The 16,662-nt window shown below is 72.7% G+C and carries 17 protein-coding genes; 8 read left to right on the top strand and 9 right to left on the bottom strand.

Annotated features, from left to right (window positions below; translation table 11 throughout):
- Nucleotides 1-119: 119 nt before the first annotated feature.
- From ABEB03_RS08715 to ABEB03_RS08725, 3 genes are all read right to left on the bottom strand, one after another.
- Nucleotides 120-734: a dihydrofolate reductase family protein gene (locus tag ABEB03_RS08715; RefSeq protein ID WP_345643858.1), complete on the bottom strand. Its 615-nt coding sequence runs from the start codon at nt 732-734 to the stop codon at nt 120-122.
- A 78-nt stretch (nt 735-812) separates the two neighbouring features.
- Complete coding sequence (locus ABEB03_RS08720; protein WP_345643861.1) at nt 813-1,712, bottom strand: chitosanase; 900 nt, start codon at nt 1,710-1,712, stop codon at nt 813-815.
- A 109-nt stretch (nt 1,713-1,821) separates the two neighbouring features.
- Nucleotides 1,822-2,742 (bottom strand): rhomboid family intramembrane serine protease, encoded by a 921-nt coding sequence (locus ABEB03_RS08725; RefSeq protein WP_345643863.1) that lies wholly within the window; start codon nt 2,740-2,742, stop codon nt 1,822-1,824.
- A gap of 173 nt (nt 2,743-2,915) precedes the next feature.
- Between ABEB03_RS08725 and ABEB03_RS08730 the strand changes: the two genes are divergently transcribed.
- The 3 genes from ABEB03_RS08730 to qcrB all read left to right on the top strand — a co-directional run bounded on the left by ABEB03_RS08730 (nt 2,916) and on the right by qcrB (nt 6,262).
- Nucleotides 2,916-3,635, top strand: a complete 720-nt coding sequence (locus ABEB03_RS08730) for a vWA domain-containing protein (protein ID WP_345643867.1) — start codon at nt 2,916-2,918, stop codon at nt 3,633-3,635.
- On the top strand, nt 3,632-4,192 hold the full coding sequence (locus tag ABEB03_RS08735; protein ID WP_345643869.1) for a HutD/Ves family protein: 561 nt from the start codon (nt 3,632-3,634) through the stop codon (nt 4,190-4,192). The genes ABEB03_RS08730 and ABEB03_RS08735 overlap by 4 nt, the downstream gene beginning before the upstream one ends.
- A gap of 132 nt (nt 4,193-4,324) precedes the next feature.
- The gene (qcrB, locus tag ABEB03_RS08740) at nt 4,325-6,262 is read left to right on the top strand and encodes a cytochrome bc1 complex cytochrome b subunit (protein ID WP_345643872.1); all 1,938 of its coding nucleotides are present in this window, start codon (nt 4,325-4,327) and stop codon (nt 6,260-6,262) included.
- Here qcrB and ABEB03_RS08745 read toward each other — a convergent pair.
- A complete protein-coding gene (locus ABEB03_RS08745; protein WP_345643875.1) occupies nt 6,237-7,259 on the bottom strand; it encodes an acyl-CoA dehydrogenase family protein in 1,023 nt (340 codons plus the stop codon). The two genes, qcrB and ABEB03_RS08745, sit on opposite strands and share 26 nt — an antisense overlap.
- Nucleotides 7,259-8,404 (bottom strand): acyl-CoA dehydrogenase family protein, encoded by a 1,146-nt coding sequence (locus ABEB03_RS08750; RefSeq protein WP_345643878.1) that lies wholly within the window; start codon nt 8,402-8,404, stop codon nt 7,259-7,261. The genes ABEB03_RS08745 and ABEB03_RS08750 overlap by 1 nt, the downstream gene beginning before the upstream one ends.
- 60 nt (nt 8,405-8,464) lie before the next feature.
- Here ABEB03_RS08750 and ABEB03_RS08755 point away from each other — a divergent pair, with 60 nt between their 5' ends.
- The 3 genes from ABEB03_RS08755 to ABEB03_RS08765 all read left to right on the top strand — a co-directional run bounded on the left by ABEB03_RS08755 (nt 8,465) and on the right by ABEB03_RS08765 (nt 11,156).
- Nucleotides 8,465-9,256: an SDR family oxidoreductase gene (locus ABEB03_RS08755; RefSeq protein ID WP_345643880.1), complete on the top strand. Its 792-nt coding sequence runs from the start codon at nt 8,465-8,467 to the stop codon at nt 9,254-9,256.
- Nucleotides 9,257-9,349: 93 nt separating this feature from the next.
- Nucleotides 9,350-9,961 carry a TetR/AcrR family transcriptional regulator gene (locus ABEB03_RS08760; RefSeq protein ID WP_345643883.1) on the top strand — a complete coding sequence of 204 codons (612 nt, stop codon included), beginning with the start codon at nt 9,350-9,352 and terminating at the stop codon, nt 9,959-9,961.
- A 37-nt stretch (nt 9,962-9,998) separates the two neighbouring features.
- Nucleotides 9,999-11,156, top strand: a complete 1,158-nt coding sequence (locus ABEB03_RS08765) for an acetyl-CoA C-acetyltransferase (protein ID WP_345643885.1) — start codon at nt 9,999-10,001, stop codon at nt 11,154-11,156.
- Between the two features lie 254 nt (nt 11,157-11,410).
- Here ABEB03_RS08765 and ABEB03_RS08770 read toward each other — a convergent pair whose 3' ends face one another.
- Genes ABEB03_RS08770 through ABEB03_RS08785 form a run of 4 tightly spaced genes read right to left on the bottom strand, consistent with a single transcriptional unit; the run spans nt 11,411 to nt 14,836 of the window.
- Nucleotides 11,411-12,475 carry an NAD(P)H-dependent flavin oxidoreductase gene (locus tag ABEB03_RS08770; RefSeq protein WP_345643887.1) on the bottom strand — a complete coding sequence of 355 codons (1,065 nt, stop codon included), beginning with the start codon at nt 12,473-12,475 and terminating at the stop codon, nt 11,411-11,413.
- Complete coding sequence (locus ABEB03_RS08775; RefSeq protein WP_345643889.1) at nt 12,475-13,224, bottom strand: CoA-transferase subunit beta; 750 nt, start codon at nt 13,222-13,224, stop codon at nt 12,475-12,477. The genes ABEB03_RS08770 and ABEB03_RS08775 overlap by 1 nt, the downstream gene beginning before the upstream one ends.
- Nucleotides 13,221-14,087, bottom strand: coding sequence for a CoA transferase subunit A (locus ABEB03_RS08780; protein WP_345643892.1), 867 nt, complete (start codon nt 14,085-14,087; stop codon nt 13,221-13,223). Before ABEB03_RS08780 ends, ABEB03_RS08775 begins: the two co-directional genes overlap by 4 nt.
- The gene (locus ABEB03_RS08785) at nt 14,084-14,836 is read right to left on the bottom strand and encodes an enoyl-CoA hydratase family protein (protein ID WP_345643894.1); all 753 of its coding nucleotides are present in this window, start codon (nt 14,834-14,836) and stop codon (nt 14,084-14,086) included. Before ABEB03_RS08785 ends, ABEB03_RS08780 begins: the two co-directional genes overlap by 4 nt.
- 92 nt (nt 14,837-14,928) lie before the next feature.
- On the opposite strand from ABEB03_RS08785, the gene ABEB03_RS08790 reads away from it, so the two are divergent.
- Together ABEB03_RS08790 and ABEB03_RS08795 are read left to right on the top strand one after the other, a co-directional pair.
- Nucleotides 14,929-15,681: an SDR family oxidoreductase gene (locus ABEB03_RS08790; protein ID WP_345644191.1), complete on the top strand. Its 753-nt coding sequence runs from the start codon at nt 14,929-14,931 to the stop codon at nt 15,679-15,681.
- Nucleotides 15,678-16,592: an SDR family oxidoreductase gene (locus tag ABEB03_RS08795; protein ID WP_345643898.1), complete on the top strand. Its 915-nt coding sequence runs from the start codon at nt 15,678-15,680 to the stop codon at nt 16,590-16,592. Before ABEB03_RS08790 ends, ABEB03_RS08795 begins: the two co-directional genes overlap by 4 nt.
- The last annotated feature ends 70 nt before the right edge of the window (nt 16,593-16,662 follow it).

Here is a 16,662-nt window from a genome sequence, read left to right on the forward strand (position 1 = left end):
CCTCACTGTCCCCGACCGGACGACCTGGCAGGCGCCGCCACGTCGTCAGGTGGGATGTCCCCGGCCCGGGGCCACCCCACCGGTTCCAGAACGCGGTCACCGGGTCCCGCGCACGACGGTCACTTCACGAAGCGGTACTTCAGATGGGTGGCGAGGGGGGTGTCGACCACCCTGACCCGTTCCAGGTCCCGCCGTCCGGCGCCCGGTCCGTCGAAGAGCCGCAGCCCGTCGCCGAGGAGCGCGGGCACGACGTGCAGTTGCAGCTCGTCGACGAGCCCTTCCCGGAGGTACTGCCGCACGGTGCTCGCCCCGCCCGCGATGTCGACGTTCTTGTCCCCGGCGGCGGCCCTCGCCCGGTCGAGGGCGCTGTGGATGCCGTCGGTGACGAAGGTGAAGACGGTGCCGCCCTCCTTGACCAGGGTCGGCCGGGGTCGGTGGGTGAGCACGAAGACCGGGGTGCGGAACGGCGGGTTGTCGCCCCAGAAGTCCTCGCCGGTGTCGTACATCATCCGGCCCATGACCACCGCGCCGGTGGCGTCGAACCACTCGCGCATCAGCTCGGAGTCGCGGTTCTCCTGCCCGCCGGTCATGCCCTGGCGCTCGCGCCAGCTCGCCAGGTTGTGGATCCACTCGAAGAGCGGTTCGGCGCCGTCGCCTCCCGGGTTGTCGAGGGCGACCCCGGTGCCGGCGACGAAGCCGTCCAGGGAGATGGCGAGGTCTGCGGTCACGGTCACGACGGGTGCTCCTGAACTCCTGGGGTGTACTGCCTCCACCCTCACGTCGATCGGGAACCCGCGCATTCGACACGCGGCTCAGGGAACCTTGTACGTCTCCCCGTAGACCTTCCACTCCAGCGGCGTCTTCAGGTCCAGGTTCCCGTCGTACAGGAACTGCCGCTGGGCCGTGTCGATGCGGGTCGTGTCGCGGTCGGGGTTCTTGGACTTCATGGCCTTGCGGCGGATGTCCAGGAAGATGTCCAGGTACGCCTTCTCGTCGCCGCCCTCCGAGGGCAGGTCGGCCTCGCGCATGGCGCGTTCGCGCAGGCCGTAGAAGCCGTCGGGGCCGGTGCCGGGGCCGTGCAGGACCATGGCGTCGTAGTAGACGAACTGGCCGAGGGTGCCGAGGCCGTCGAGCTTGGCGAGCCGGACGGCGGGGCCGAAGTAGACGCGGTCGCGTTCGGTGACCTGGGCGTCGCGGAAGGCGGGGAGCCGGGCCTCGCGCTTCCAGGCCGCGGTGAAGCCGGGGTCGAGGCCCTCGTGGGAGTCCGTGCCGTCGACCTTGCGCAGCGCGGGGAGATAGCGCGCGAGGCCGTTGTCCGGGTGGGCCTTGGTGTAACGCTCCACGAGGGTGAGCAGGTCGTGGGTGCCCGTGCAGAAGCCGACGATGCCCGCGGTGTAGCCCTGGCCGTCGCCGATGTCCTCGATGTAGCCGTACGCCTCGCGCCAGTTCAGGGTGGAGTTCTCGGCGCTCGCCACGATCTGCTGGGCGAGCTCCTTCTTGCCCGGGGCGGCGAGGCCGGGCGGCATGTCGGCGATGACCTCGTCGTCGGCGGCCCGCTCGGCCTCGGCCTTGGCCTCCTCGCGGGCCTGGCTCGACGCCGAGGTGCCGCCCTTGCCGTCGGCCGTGGCCGGGTGCTCGGGCGTGGCGAAGTACACCACCGCCGTCACCAGGACGGGGATCGCGCCGAACAGCAGGCAGCCAGCTCTCTTCATGGCGCACAGGTTACGGCGAGGGGGCGCACAGGTGTGCGCCCCCTCCCGCCTGCGGGGGACGGCGGTGCCGCCACCGAGCCGTCATGGGGCACGCTCGCGATCAATACATCTAGGCCATGCCGCTCTTCAGCGACGACACCTTGACCACGGTCAGCACCACGAGGAGCACCAGGAGGCCCGCACAGGCCGCCGCCTGCACGGCCGTACGCCGCCGGTCGCGGGGCGCGTAGGCGTACGCGGCCGTCACGACGCCGCCGGCCAGCAGACCGCCGAGGTGCCCCTCCCAGGAAGTGACCGCGGCCGAGACGGCCAGCCAGAGCAGCAGCCCCACCATGAAGCGGTTGACGGCGCGCATGTCCGCACCGAGCCGGCGGGCCATCACGTAGTACGCGGCACCGAGGCCGAAGATCGCGCCGGACGCGCCGAGCGTGGGGTCCTGAGGGGAGATCAGCAGGACGAGGACCGAGCTGCCCAGCGCCGACAGCAGGTACAGCGTGATGTAGCGGGCACGGCCGAGCTGGGCCTCCACCACGCGGCCGATGTTCCACAGCGAGACCATGTTCATCACGATGTGCAGGATGCCGAACGTGCCCTCGGTGGGCGGCAGATGGAGGAACGCGCCGGTCAGCAGCCGGTACCACTCGCCGTCGACGAGGCCCTCCGCGTGGTAGCCCGCCGGGTACAGGGCCTGCCAGACGTAGTGGCCGCCGTCCGGCCCCACCAGACCGGCGCCGAGCATCTCGAACCGGTCCGTCACCGAGGAACGCGCCAGTTCGGCGAGGTAGGCCAGCACATTGAGGCCTATGAGCACGTACGTCACCGCGGGGACCGTCGAGATCCGGCCGCCGAAGGCGGTGCGGGCCTGGCGGACCGACCGCGCGCCCTCCTTCACGCATTCCACGCACTGGTGGCCGACGGCCGCCTCGCGCATGCAGTCCGGGCAGATGAAGCGGTCGCACCGGGTGCACCGCACATGGGACTCCACCTTGGGATGGCGATAGCAGGTGGTGACGGCGGACTCGGGCTCCACGGCCGGCTCCTCGGGAGATAGTTCGGGACAAGTCGGGTGTGGGGGCGGTGAGACGGGTGCCGACGGTGCGGCGGCGAACAAAATAGCGAACGCCGGTGGGCGGGTGGGACGGCAGGGGGCCGTGGTGCCGTAATCTCGGCGGTCCCGTCCCCAGCGCGCGATCGGAGATCCGGATGGCCGGAATCAGCCTCACCAAGGTGGAGGAGACCGCGCCGGCCCTGGTCGGTCCGTACAAGAGCGCGGGAGTCTCCCTCACCAAGCACGGGCTGAGCGGGCAGCGGGCCGCCGTGTACCTCGTGGTCGACTACTCGGGGTCGATGAAGCCGTACTACCGGGACGGCAGCGTGCAGGCGCTCGCCGACCGGGTGCTCGGCCTCTCCGCACACCTAGACGACGACGGTTCGGTCCCGGTCGTCTTCTTCTCCACGGACGTCGACGCCGTCACCGACATCGCGCTCGACAACCACCAGGGCCGGGTCGAACGGATCGTGGCCGGGCTCGGGCACATGGGCAAGACCAGCTACCACCTGGCCATGGACGCCGTCATCGACCACTACCTGGACAGCGGTTCGACGGCCCCCGCCCTCGTCGTCTTCCAGACCGACGGAGGCCCGATCAACAAGCTCGCGGCGGAGCGGTACCTGTGCAAGGCGGCGAAGCTCCCGTTGTTCTGGCAGTTCATAGGGTTCGGCGACCCGGGCAGCAGACAGTTCGAGTTCCTGCGCAAGCTCGACGAACTGGCCGTGCCCGAGAGGCGGGTGGTCGACAACGCCGGTTTCTTCCACGCCGGTTCGGATCCGCTGAAGGTGTCCGACGAGGAGCTGTACGACCGGATGGTCGGCGAGTTCCCGCAGTGGCTGACCGCCGCGAGGGCGCGGGGGATCGTGCGATGAGCGTGCGCCTGCTGCCCGCCGCGGGGCGGGCCGCCGTGCCCTGGAAGAACGGCGGCGGGGTCACCCGGGAGATCGCCGCCGGGCCCGAGGGCGCGGGCATGGACGACTTCGCCTGGCGTGTCAGCCTCGCCGACGTCGGCGCCGACGGGCCCTTCTCGGCGTTCGCGGGGGTGGACCGCATCCTGACCATGGTCGAGGGCGTGGGAATGGACCTCACCGTCGGCGGCGCGCACCGACGGGTCGACACGCGGTACGTGCCCCAGCACTTCCCCGGCGACCTGCCCACCGACTGCAGGCTTCTCGCGGGACCGGTCGTGAACCTCAACGTCATGTGGCGCCGGGGCGGCGAGACGGCCCCGGCCGTCACCGTGGCGCAGCCCGGCTCGCCGCCCGCCGGGCCCGCCGGACCGGCCGCGCTGGTCGTCGTGCTGGACGGGACCGCCGAAGTGGCCGGGCTGACCCTAGGGCGGTACGACGCCGCGCTGCTGACCGACGAGGTGGCCGTGCCGCGCGTGACGGGCCGCACCGCCGTCATCGACCTCGCCGGAGTGCGCTGAGCGGGCCGACCTCCTCGGCACGACCGGCGAGCGGGGATTCCGGGAGCGCATCGGCGGCTCCGGCCGACCGGTGACGCCCCGTTGGCTTCGGCGGGACGGCATGCCACCCTTGGGGGCCGAGGGGAGCGGCGTATGGGCGCACGAGAGACCAACTCCGGGCGGAATGCGGGGACTTCGGGCAGTGGGACACCACGCACCGGCGCGGCCGGGGCCGAGGGGGCGGTGCCCGCCGGCGCGGGGAACGGGACGGCCGGGTCCGCGACGCCAGGCAGCGGGAACGGGGCAGCCAGGTCCACCACGGGCGGCAACCGGAACGGGGCAGCCGGGTCCACCACGGGCGGCAGCCGGAACGGGACGGCCGGGTCCACGACGATCGGCGCCGGGAACGGGACGGCGCGCGCCGCGACCGGGACGACGGCCTCCCGGCCCGCCGCGCCCGGAGCCGGCACCTCCCGGGCCGGGCGGGCGGCCGAGCCCGCCAAGGGCGAACGGCTCGCGGACTGGGCCGACGGGCGGCTCGGCATCTACGCGCTGGCCAAGGCCAACATGCGCAAGGTGTTCCCGGACCACTGGTCCTTCCTGCTCGGCGAGATCTGCCTCTACAGCTTCCTCGTACTGATCCTCACCGGCGTCTACCTCACCCTGTTCTTCGAACCGAGCGGTGTCGAGGTCGTCTACCACGGCTCGTACGAGCCGCTCAACGGCGTCATCATGACCAGGGCCTACGAGTCCACGCTCGACATCAGCTTCGACGTGCGCGGCGGGCTGCTGATCCGGCAGATCCACCACTGGGCGGCGCTCGTCTTCCTCGCCGGAATGCTCGTGCACATGATGCGGGTGTTCTTCACCGGTGCGTTCCGCAAGCCGCGCGAGGTCAACTGGCTTTTCGGGTGGACGCTGCTGATGCTCGGCCTCATCACCGGGCTGACCGGCTACTCGCTCCCCGACGACCTGCTGTCCGGCACCGGCGTCCGCTTCGCGCAGGGCGCCATCCTCTCGGTCCCGGTCGTGGGGACGTACCTCTCCTTCTTCCTCTTCGGAGGGGAGTTCCCGGGGCACGACATCATTTCGCGCTTCTTCCCGATCCACGTGCTGCTGCTGCCCGGCATCATGCTCGGCCTGGTCGTCGCCCACCTGATCCTGGTCTTCTACCACAAGCACACGCAGTACCCCGGCCCCGGACGGGACGAGAAGTCGGTCGTCGGGATGCCCTTCATGCCCGTCTACATGGCCAAGGCCGGGGGGTTCTTCTTCCTCGTCTTCGGCGTGCTGTCGATCGTGGGCGCGATCGCGACGATCAACCCCGTGTGGGCCTTCGGCCCCTACCGTCCCGACCTGGTGACCACCGGCGCGCAACCCGACTGGTACCTGGGCTTCTCGGAGGGCCTGATCCGGGTGATGCCGGGATGGGAGATCAACGCCTGGGGCCACACGCTCCAGTTGGGCGTCTTCATCCCCTTCATGCTCTTCCCGCTCATCATGACCGCGATCGCCGTCTACCCTTTCGTCGAGGCGTGGATCACCGGCGACAGGCGCGAGCACCACATCCTCGACCGGCCGCGCAACGTGCCCACGCGCACCGCGCTCGGCGTGGCCTGGCTGACGCTGTACGCGGTGCTCCTCGTCGGTGGCGGCAACGACCTGTGGGCCACCCACTTCCACCTCTCGATCAACGCGATCACCTGGTTCGTCCGGGTGGCCGTCTTCGTCGGGCCCGCCATCGCCTTCGTCGTGACCAAGCGGATCTGCCTGGGGCTGCAACGCCGGGACCGCGACAAGGTGCTGCACGGGCGCGAGTCCGGGACCATCAAGCGTCTTCCGCACGGCGAGTACGTGGAGGTCCACGAACCGCTCACGCCGGCCCAGCGGTTCACACTCACCCAGCACGAACAGGCGCCGCCGTACGAGGTGGGGCCGCGCGTCGACGCGAACGGCGTCACCCGGCGGATCCCCGTCCCGCACCGGCTGCGGGCACGGCTGGCCCGCGCCCTGTACGGACCCGGGACACGGATACCCAAGCCGACGGCCGAGGAGTACCGGGAGATCACGAGCGGGGACCAGCACCACTGAGCCCGCGCAGGACCTCCGCCCGGCACTCGGCCGGAGTGCCCCACGCGGTGCGCAGCGCACGGGCCTTGGTCAGCCAGAGGGAGAGGTCGTACTCCGCCGTGTAGCCGATCGCGCCGTGCAGCTGCAACGCGGACCGGGCCGTCGTCCAGGCCGCCTCGCAAGCGGTGACCTTGGCGGCGGCCACGTCCGCCGGGGTCATCGACAGCGCGGCGCCGAACAGCAGCGGACGCGCGAACTCCAGGGCGATCCTCGCGTCCGCCAGCCGGTGCTTGACCGCCTGGAACGAACCGATGGGCACACCGAACTGGGTGCGCCGCCGGACGTGGCCGACGGTCCTGTCGAGGAGGGCCTGCCCGATGCCGAGGGCCTGGGCCGCGGTGGCGAGACGGGCCCAGGCGAGCGCACGGGCGGCCGCGTCGGCCACCTGCGGGCCTCCGGCGAGGCGCTCGCCGCCCGAGCGGGGGAGAGTCAGCCGGCGGGCGGGGTCCAGGGACGTCCGCGTGCGGCCGGTGGGCCCGGCGGCGGCCCGGGACGACCCCCGCAGCTCCGCCGCCGCGCCGGTGCCGTGCACCGTCAGGTGCAGGTCCGCCACGTCGCCGTCCAGGGCGAAGGGGCCTCCGCCCGGCAGGACCAGCGTCGTCATGGACTTGCCCGACACGATCGCCGGCAGGAGGCGCTCGGCCGGCCCCTCCTCGCCGAGAGCGGCGAGGAGGGCGGCCCCCGCCACCGTCTCGGCCAGCGGACCCGGCACGGCATGGCGCCCCAGCTCCACGAAGGCGACGGCGACGCCGACGGGCAGCGGGCCCACCCCCTCGTACGCCTCGGGTGCCGCCAGCGCGAAGACGCCCGCGTCGGCGAGCCGGGACCACACGGCGCGGCCCGGTCCGTGGTCGCCCGAGGCCCAGGCGCGTACGACGGCCGGCGTGTCCGCGGACGACAGCATCGCGTCGAGCGAGGCGGCGAAGGCACGCTGTTCGGTGTCGAGCAGGAAACGCATCAGCGGCGGCCCTTCGGCAGGCCGAGCAGCCGCTCGGCGATGATGTCGCGCTGGATCTCGTTGGTGCCCGCGTAGATGGGGCCCGCGAGGGAGAACACGAACCCCTCGGACCATTCGGTGTCCGCCTGCTCGCCGGCCGGGCCGAGCAGGTCGAGTGCCGTCTCGTGCAACGCGATGTCGTACTCGGACCAGAAGACCTTGTTCAGGCTGGACTCCGGCCCGACGGTCTCGCCGTCGAGGAAGCGGGAGGCGTGGGCGTAGGTGAACAGCTGGTAGGCGCGGGCGCCGATCACCGCGTCGGCCACCCGGTCGCGCAGGGCCGTGTCCGAGGGGTCGGCACGGTCGCGCCACAGGCCCACCAGCCGGTCGGCGGCGGCCAGGAAGCGGCCCGGGGAACGCAGGGTCAGCCCGCGTTCGTTGCCCGCCGTCGCCATGGCGACCCGCCAGCCCGCGCCCGGCTCGCCGATCACGTCCGTGTCCGGGACGAACACGTCGTCCAGGAACAGCTCGGCGAAGGCCGGCTTGCCGTCCAGCCGGCCGATCGGGCGGACCGTCACCCCCGGCGCCCGCAGGTCGAACATCAGGTAGGTCAGGCCCTGATGGGGCTTCGGGGTGTCCGGCTCGCTGCGGAACAGGCCGAACGCGCGGTCGGCGAACGCGGCCCGCGACGACCACGTCTTCTGCCCCCGCAGCAGCCAGCCGCCGTCCGTGCGCACCGCGCGGGAGGTGAGCGAGGCCAGGTCGGAACCCGCCTCCGGCTCGGACCACGCCTGCGCCCAGACGACCTCGCCCGTGGCCATCGACGGCAGCACGCGCGCACGCTGCTCCGCCGTCCCGTGGTCGAAGAGCGTCGGGGCGAGCAGGCTGATGCCGTTCTGACTCACTCGGCCCGGGGCGCCCGCGGACCAGTACTCCTCCTCGAAGACCAGCCAGCGCACCACGTCCGCGGCGCGTCCGCCGTACTCCTCGGGCCAGGACACCACCGACCAGCGGTCCGCGGCCAGTTCGGCCTCCCAGACACGGTGGGCGGCGAATCCCTCCGCGGTCTCCAGGGAGGGCAGGGGGACGGCCGGGACATGGGCGTCGAGCCAGGCGCGGGCCTCGGCGCGGAACGCCTCGTCGGCGCGGGAATGGGCGAGATCCATCGGGGGCACCTTCCGGCGGCAACCTTCCCTAACAAGTGTTTGGTAGGTTAGCGTGGGGCCATGAGCGACGTCGAGAGCCCGGCGTACGTCCCCGGGCACGGGCTGCTGGAGGGGCGCACCGCCGTCATCACCGCCGCGGCGGGTGCGGGCATCGGCGGGGCCACGGCGCGGAGGTTCCTGGAGGAGGGGGCGCGCGTCCTGATCAGCGACGCCCACACGCGCCGGCTCAAGGAGACCGAGCAGGACCTCGCCGCGGAGTTCGGCGCCGATCGCGTCGCCGCACGGCCCTGCGACGTCACCGACGAGACCCAGGTCCAGACGCTCTTCGAGGCGGCCACGGACCTGCACGGAAGCCTGGACGCCGTCGTCAACAACGCCGGGCTGGGAGGCACTTCACCCCTCGTCGACATGACCGACGAGCAGTGGTCGAAGGTCCTCGACGTGACACTGACCGGCACCTTCCGGTGCACCAGAGCGGCCCTGCGGCTGTTCCGCGCGCAGTCCGGCGGAGGAGTCCTCGTCAACAACGCGTCCGTCGTCGGCTGGCGCGCCCAGGCCGGCCAGGCCCACTACGCCGCCGCGAAGGCCGGGGTCATGGCACTCACCCGCTGCGCCGCGATCGAGGCCGCCGCCTACGGAGTGCGGGTCAACGCCGTCTCGCCGAGCCTCGCCATGCACCCCCACCTGGCGAAGGTGACCACCCCCGAACTGCTGGAGGAGCTGACCGCACGCGAGGCCTTCGGGCGGTACGCGCAACCGTGGGAGGTGGCCAATGTGATCGTCTTCCTGGCCTCCGGCTACTCCTCGTATCTGACGGGCGAGGTCGTCTCCGTCAGCAGCCAGCATGCCTAGGCGCCGGCCCGGCGCGAAGCGTCGGCCGGTCCCCGCCCGCGCAGCGGTGCCCGGGGTGCGGGCCCCCGCGGTCCGCGGGACCACAATGGACCCGTGCCTACCAACAAGAAGCCCCAGGTGACCGCGACACCGGAGCGGCGCCGCGAACTGCTCGACACCGCCGCCGAGGTCTTCGCCGAGCAGGGCTACAACGCCACCACCGTACGCAAGATCGCGGACGAGGCCGGGATGCTCGCGGGCAGTCTCTACTACCACTTCGACTCCAAGGAATCGATGCTGGAGGAGATCCTGCGGACCTTCCTCGACGAGCTCTGGAACGGGTACGACGCCGTCCTGGACGCCGGCCTCGGTCCGCGCGAGACCCTGGAGGCACTCGTCACGGAGTCCTTCCGGGAGATCGACCGGCACCGGGCGGCCGTCGCGATCTACCAGAAGGAGTCCCGGCAGCTCGCCGCGCAGCAGCGCTTCGCGTTCCTCGCCGCATCGCAGCGCAACTTCGAGAAGGCGTGGCTGAGCACACTGGAACGAGGCGTCGTCGCCGAGGTCTTCCGGGCCGACCTCGACATCCGGCTCACCTACCGGTTCGTGCGCGACACCGTGTGGGTCGCCGCGTCCTGGTACCGGCCCGGAGGACAGCACAGCCCCGAGGAGATCGCCCGGCAGTACCTGTCGATGGTGCTGGACGGCATCTCCGCACGGGAGTAGCCGTACGCCAACACCCCATGTCTGCCAAGGAGTCGCCATGGCCGAGGCCTACATCGTCGAAGCGGTCCGCACGCCCGTCGGGCGCCGCGGGGGAGGCCTGGGCGGTGTCCACCCGGCCGACCTCGGCGCGCACGTCCTGAAGGCCCTGATCGAGCGGTCCGGCATCGACCCGGCCGCCGTCGAGGACGTCGTCTTCGGCTGTCTGGACGCGGTGGGACCGCAGGCGGGGGACATCGCCCGCACCTGCTGGCTCGCCGCCGGACTCCCCGAGGAGGTGCCGGGGGTCACCGTCGACCGGCAGTGCGGGTCCTCCCAGCAGGCCGTGCACTTCGCCGCCCAGGCGGTGCTCTCCGGAACCCAGGACCTGGTGGTCGCGGGCGGAGTGCAGAACATGACGCTCATACCCATCGCCTTCGCCTCCCGGCAGGCCGCCGAACCGCTCGGCCTGACCGAGGGACCCTTCGCCGGCAGCGAGGGCTGGCGGGCGCGCTACGGCAGCCTTCCCGTCAACCAGTTCCACGGCGCCGAGTCGATCGCCCGGAAGTGGGGCATCGACCGGCGCGCCCAGGAGGAGTTCGCCCTGCGCTCGCACCGGCGGGCGGTCCGCGCGCTCGACGAGGGCCGCTTCGCACGCGAGACGGTGCCCTACGGAGAGGTGACGGCCGACGAGGGCCCGCGTCGTGACACCTCGCTGGAGAAGATGGCGGGACTGAAACCCGTCGTCGAGGGCGGCACCATCACCGCTGCCTGCTCCTCGCAGGTCTCCGACGGCGCCGCCGCGATCCTGCTCGCCTCGGAGCGCGCGGTGCGCGAACACGGGCTGACGCCGCGTGCCCGCGTGCACCACCTCTCCGTCCGGGGCGAGGACCCCATCCGGATGCTGTCGGCCCCGATCCCCGCGACGGCGTACGCCCTGAAGAAGACCGGCATGTCGCTCGACGAGATCGACCTCGTCGAGATCAACGAAGCCTTCGCCCCGGTCGTCCTCGCCTGGCTCAAGGAGACCGGAGCCGACCCGGACAAGGTCAACGTCAACGGCGGCGCGATCGCACTGGGCCACCCGCTCGGCGCCACCGGAGCGAAACTGATGACGACGCTCCTGCACGAACTGGAGCGCACCGGCGGCAGGTTCGGCCTCCAGACCATGTGCGAGGGCGGAGGGCAGGCCAACGTCACCATCGTCGAACGGCTCTGACCTGCCCGGCCGGCCGGCGCAGGAGCGTCACCCGGGCCCCGGGCGGGCCGGGTGGCGCCGGAGCGGCCTCAGCGGACGAGGGAGAAGCCCAGCAGCACCGCTCCGTGCACCTCCACCATGCCGGGTGCCGGGTGCCGGGTGCCGGGTGCCGGGTGCCGGGTGCCGGGTGCCGGGTGCCGGGTCGCCGTCGGAGGTCCCGCCGCCGCTGCCGCGCCCGTTGCCGCGCAGCTCCCGGGACTGCGCGATCGACTGATTCATGCGGGCATGGAAGCGCCGGGGTCCGGCAGGGCGCCGAGGGTTTCGTGCGCCTGGGCCATCACGCGGGTGACCAGCTCGGCGCACGACGGCAGGTCCTCGATGACTCCCGCGACCTGCCCCGACGCCATCACCCCCAGATCCGTGCGCCCCTCCACCATCGACGCCCGCAGCAGCATGGGGGTGTTGGCGGCGAGCAGGACCTGGCTCCACGTCAGGTCCCGGCCGTGCTTCATGGCCAGGCCGTCGCGGATCATCCGCGACCAGGACAGCCCGGACAGCCGCCGGAAGCCGGCCGCCCGGCGCACGGCCCGGACCAGCGTCCGCGCACGGCCGGACCGCTCCAGCGAGTCGACGAGCTCGCTGCGCAGCATGCGGTGCGGCAGCCCGTCGACCGCCCTGGTCACCGTGACGTCCTTGACCGTCGCCGCCAGATACCTCGCCTTCACCGCGTCGGGGACGGTGGAGTCCGAGGTGAGCAGGAAACGGGTGCCCATGGCGATGCCCGCCGCGCCGTACGCCAGCGCGGCCACCAGGCCACGCCCGTCGTGGAACCCGCCCGCGGCGACGACCGGTATGCGGACCGCGTCCACCACCTGGGGCAGCAGCACCGTCGTCGCCACCTCCCCGGTGTGGCCGCCGCCCTCGCCGCCCTGCACGATCACGGCGTCCGCGCCCCACGCGGCCACCTTCTCCGCGTGCCGCCGGGCGCCGACGGACGGGACGACGACCACGCCGGCCTCCTTCAGCTCGGCGATCAGTTCGCGTGAGGGGGCGAGCGCGAAGGACGCGACGCGGACGCCCTCGTCGATGATGATCCGCACCCGGTCGCCCGCGTCCCCGGCGTCGGCACGCAGATTCACCCCGAACGGCTGGTCCGTACGGGACTTGACCTCCCGCACCGCCTCCCGCAGCCGGTCGGGCGTCATGGTCGCGGAGGCCAGGACGCCCAGCGCACCGGCGTTCGCCGTCGCCGAGACCAGACGGGGGCCCGCCACCCAGCCCATCCCGGTCTGCACGAGGGGGTGGCGGACCCCGACGAGCCGGGTCAGCGCGGTCTCCATCAGCGCCCGCCCCGCCCCGCCGGGGGGACCTCGCGGTCCCGCGTCCCGGTCGGATCGATGACCTCACGGATCAACTCCAACTCCCGATCGGTCGGTTCGCGGGTGGCCGGCACCTCGTCGGGGACGGTCAGCGAGAAGCCCGTGGCCGCCCGCACCTCGTCGACCGTGACACCCGGGTGCACCGAGGCCAGCCGCATCGAGCGGTCGGGTGTCGCGAAGTCGAGGACGGCGAGATCGGTCACCACGCGTGGCAGATGGTGGAAGCGGGTGGCGCTCGGACCCGCGGCGGCGGCGCGGTCGTACCCCACGCCGCACACCATGTCGACCCGCTCCACGAAGACGCGCGGGGAGTGCTTCGGGATCCAGTAACTCGTCGGGTTGTTCAGGGTGTTGACGGGGGCGCCGCGCACGCCCAGCAGCTGGCGTGCGGGGCGCCCCGGGGCGCCGATGCAAGAGATGTTCTGGTTGCCGAAGCGGTCGATCTGGCTCGCGCCCATCATCACGTGACGGCGCCCGCCGGTGACCGCCGTCAGATGCCGGCGATAGGGCAGCCAGCCCTCGGGCGTGCCGTCGGGGCCGACGAGCATGGCCTCGCCGTCGGTGAGCAGCAGGTCGGGCGAGAAGGTGCGCCGGGCGAGGCGGGCGGCGATGGAGGGGATCAGGCCCATGGGGCTGGCGAGCACCTCGCCGTCGCCCCGCCAGGCCTCGGCGCAGGCGATCACGCAGTACTCGGCGCGGGTCGTCCTCACGGGGTCCCTTCCTTCTGCCAGGCCTGGACGGCGCGTTGATAGGCGTGTTCGTCGCCGCTCAGGAAGCGCTCGGCGAACTCGGCGTGCCCGGTGGTCGCGTACAGCTTCTGGAAGGCCTCGTCGCGTCCGTAGTCGGGGGCGCAGGAGGTGAAGTGCGCGCCGTTCGGCGTCTCCACGACGCCCGTCACGCTCGACCGCCGGAGCAGCAGCGTCTGCGGGGCGGCCTCCTTGACGAGGTCCGCCGTGTCGACGATCCGCTCGCAGGAGACGTACGCCGCGTCCGCCGCCTCGCAGAACAGGTCGTCGAAGTACGGGTCGGGGCCCAGATACTGGCCGTTGCCCAGGCGGTCCGCGCGATTCATGTGGACCAGGGCCGCGTCGAGGCGCAGCGCGGGCATGGCGACGAACTCCTCGCGCACTCCCGTGGACGGGTCGGCGTACGGCGAGGTGACCGTCCGCAGGTCCCCGTCGACGCGCAGGACGTCCGAGCCGAGGCCCGCCCGCACCGGCAGGAACGGCAGCCGGTTCGCGGCGGCGTGCAGCCCCCACATGAACATCGCCTCGTCGACCTCCGTCAGCTCGACGGCGCCGCTCTCCCGCACCGCGCGGTAGTGCGGTTCGAGGGGGATCGAGTCGAGGGTGACGAAGGCGGTGACGAGCTTGCGGATGCGTCCGGCGGCGGCCAGCAGGCCCACGTCCGGGCCGCCGTACGACACGACGGTGAGGTCCGTGACCTCGGTACGGAGCAGGGCTCTGACCAGAGCCATCGGCTTGCGGCGTGCGCCCCAGCCGCCGATGCCCAGGGTCATCCCGCTCTCCAGACGGGCGACGGCCTGATCCGCGGACATGGTCTTGTCGGTCACTGGACGGCCTCCTTGCCGAAGGTGCCGCGGACGCGGTCGGCCACCCCGCTCAGATTGGCCTCGAAGGTGAAGCCCTGCTCGAAGCGGTAGCTGCGGCGCACGTCGACGGGGTCGATGCCGTTGATCGCGGCCTTGGCGAGGCGGATGAGCCGGCCGTCCTTGGCGGCTATCTCGCGGGCCAGCTCCAGCGCGGCGGCACGCAGCCGCTCCCGCCCGACGACCCGCCACACGGAGCCGTGCGCGTGCAGTTCGGCTGCGCTCGCCGTGCGCGAGGTGTAGTACAGCGCGCGCATGAGGTGCTGCGGGACCAGCCGGGCCAGATGCGTGGCCGCGCCGAGCGCGCCCCGGTCCAGCTCGGGGAGACCGAAGGTGGCGTCCTCGCTGGCCACGATCGCGTCCGCATTCCCCACGAGGCCTATGCCGCCGCCCAGGCAGAAGCCGTGCACCGCCGCCACGACCGGGACCTCGCACTCGTACACCGCGGCGAAGGCCTCCGCGCAGCCGCTGTTGGCGCCGAGGAGTGCGCTGTGGCCGTCCTGGTCGCGCTGCATCTCCTTGATGTCGACTCCCGCGTTGAACCCGCGTCCCTCGGCCGCCAGCACCACACAGCGATGGCCGGGGTCGCGGCCCGCCGCGCGGATCGCGTCGGCCAGGGCGAACCAGCCGCTGACCGGCAGCGCGTTCACCGGCGGGAAGTCGACCGTGACGACGGAAATCCCCTTTTCCGGGGACGAGGTGGAGACACCCATGGGCGCATCAGCTACCTTTCCACCAAACGTTTGTTAGGTGCAATCTCGAAGCTAGCAGCGAATGCATCCGCGCGGGAGGCCCTGTGGACAACCTGGATCGCGACGGCAGGACGGTCGTCGTCACCGGCGGCACCCGTGGTGTCGGGGCCGGGATCGCGCGGGCCTTCGCACGGACCGGCGCGCGGGTCGTGGTCTGCGCCCGCAGACCGCCCGAGGTCCCGCTGGAGGGCGCCGACTTCGTCCCCGTCGACCTGCGCGACACGGCCGCCGTCCACGCCTTCTTCGACGCCCTGCCGCGGCTCGACGTGCTGGTCAACAACGCGGGCGGCGCCCCCTATCGGCCGCTGGCACGAGCGGACGCGGCACGGCACGCCCGGGTGATCGAGCTCAACCTCACCGTGCCGCTCACCGCCTCGCTCGCCGCGTACGAGCACCTCAGGCGGTCCGGGGGCTCCATCGTGATGATCGGCAGCGTGAGCGGGACACGGCCGTCACCCGGCTCGGCGGCGTACGGCGCGGCCAAGGCGGGTCTGGAGAACCTCGCCCGCTCGATGGCCGTCGAATGGGCCCCCGACGTCCGGGTCAACACACTGGTCGTCGGCATGGTCCGCACCGAGCTGGCCCATCTGCACTACGGCGGTGAGGACGGGGTCGCTGCCGTCGCCGGCACCGTCCCGCTGGGCCGCCTCGCCCGGCCGTCGGACGTCGGGGAGGCCGCCGTCTTCCTCGCGTCGGACGCCGCCTCGTACATCAGCGGGGCCTCGCTCCTCGTCCACGGGGGCGGGGAGCGGCCGGCGTTCCTGGACGCCGCGACGGTCAACAAGGAGAAGGGAGACGCGCGATGAGCGAACGGCCGCTGTGCGAAGGGCGGGTCGTCGTCGTCACGGGAGCGGGCCGCGGGCTCGGGAGGGCGCACGCCCTCGCGTTCGCCGCCGAGGGTGCCCGGATCGTGGTGAACGACCTCGGAGTCGGCCTCGACGGCACACCGGGGGAGGGGGGCCCGGCCGCGCGGGTGGCCGAGGAGATCCGTGCGGCGGGCGGCGAAGCGGTGGCGCACGGCGGCGACATCGCGACCGCAGAGGGCGCCGCGTCGCTGGTCCGCACCGCCCTGGAGGCGTACGGCCGCCTCGACACCCTCGTCAACAACGCCGGGTTCCTGCGCGACCGGATGCTCGTCAACCTCGAAGAGGACGACTGGGACGCCGTGATGCGCGTCCACCTGAAGGGGCACTTCCTGCCGTTGAAGCACGCGGCGGCGTACTGGCGCACCGAGGCCAAGGCGGGACGGACCCCGTCGGCCCGCGTCGTCAACACCAGCAGCGGAGCCGGGCTGCTGGGCTCGGTCGGGCAGGGCAACTACAGCGCGGCCAAGGCGGGGATCGTCGGGCTGACCCTGGTCGCCGCCGCGGAGCTGGGGCGCTACGGCGTCCAGGTCAACGCGATCGCCCCGGCGGCCCGTACGCGGATGACCGAGCGGACGTTCGCCGAGACCATGGCCGCGCCCGGGACCGGGTTCGACGCCATGGCCCCCGAGAACGTCTCGCCGCTCGTCGTCTGGCTGGGCTCGGCCGCCGGCGCCGGGGTCACCGGCCGGGTCTTCGAGACCGAAGGCGGACGGATCACCGTGATGGAGGGCTGGCGGCCGGGCCCGAGCGCGGACAAGGGCGCGCGCCGCACCCCGTCGGAGGCGGGCGAGACGGCGCTGAAACTGCTGGCGGCGGCGGAGACGCCCGGCGCGGTGTACGGAGCGTCCTAGCCGCCCCGCGAACGCACCGCCGCCTGGGCGCGCCGCGGCCCGGTTCCCGCGGCGCGGATCCTCGCTGTCG

The sequence above is a fragment of the Streptomyces siamensis genome (assembly GCF_039543605.1).
Taxonomy (GTDB): Bacteria; Actinomycetota; Actinomycetes; order Streptomycetales; family Streptomycetaceae; genus Streptomyces; species Streptomyces siamensis.

Coding starts and splice junctions, on each gene's coding strand:
- ABEB03_RS08720 (WP_345643861.1), bottom strand. CDS start 1,712: ATGAAGAGAGCTGGCTGCCTGCTGTTCGGCGCGATCCCCGTCCTGGTG.
- ABEB03_RS08730 (WP_345643867.1), top strand. CDS start 2,916: ATGGCCGGAATCAGCCTCACCAAGGTGGAGGAGACCGCGCCGGCCCTG.
- ABEB03_RS08735 (WP_345643869.1), top strand. CDS start 3,632: ATGAGCGTGCGCCTGCTGCCCGCCGCGGGGCGGGCCGCCGTGCCCTGG.
- qcrB (WP_345643872.1), top strand. CDS start 4,325: ATGGGCGCACGAGAGACCAACTCCGGGCGGAATGCGGGGACTTCGGGC.
- ABEB03_RS08745 (WP_345643875.1), bottom strand. CDS start 7,259: ATGCGTTTCCTGCTCGACACCGAACAGCGTGCCTTCGCCGCCTCGCTC.
- ABEB03_RS08750 (WP_345643878.1), bottom strand. CDS start 8,404: ATGGATCTCGCCCATTCCCGCGCCGACGAGGCGTTCCGCGCCGAGGCC.
- ABEB03_RS08755 (WP_345643880.1), top strand. CDS start 8,465: ATGAGCGACGTCGAGAGCCCGGCGTACGTCCCCGGGCACGGGCTGCTG.
- ABEB03_RS08765 (WP_345643885.1), top strand. CDS start 9,999: ATGGCCGAGGCCTACATCGTCGAAGCGGTCCGCACGCCCGTCGGGCGC.
- ABEB03_RS08770 (WP_345643887.1), bottom strand. CDS start 12,475: ATGGAGACCGCGCTGACCCGGCTCGTCGGGGTCCGCCACCCCCTCGTG.
- ABEB03_RS08785 (WP_345643894.1), bottom strand. CDS start 14,836: ATGGGTGTCTCCACCTCGTCCCCGGAAAAGGGGATTTCCGTCGTCACG.
- ABEB03_RS08795 (WP_345643898.1), top strand. CDS start 15,678: ATGAGCGAACGGCCGCTGTGCGAAGGGCGGGTCGTCGTCGTCACGGGA.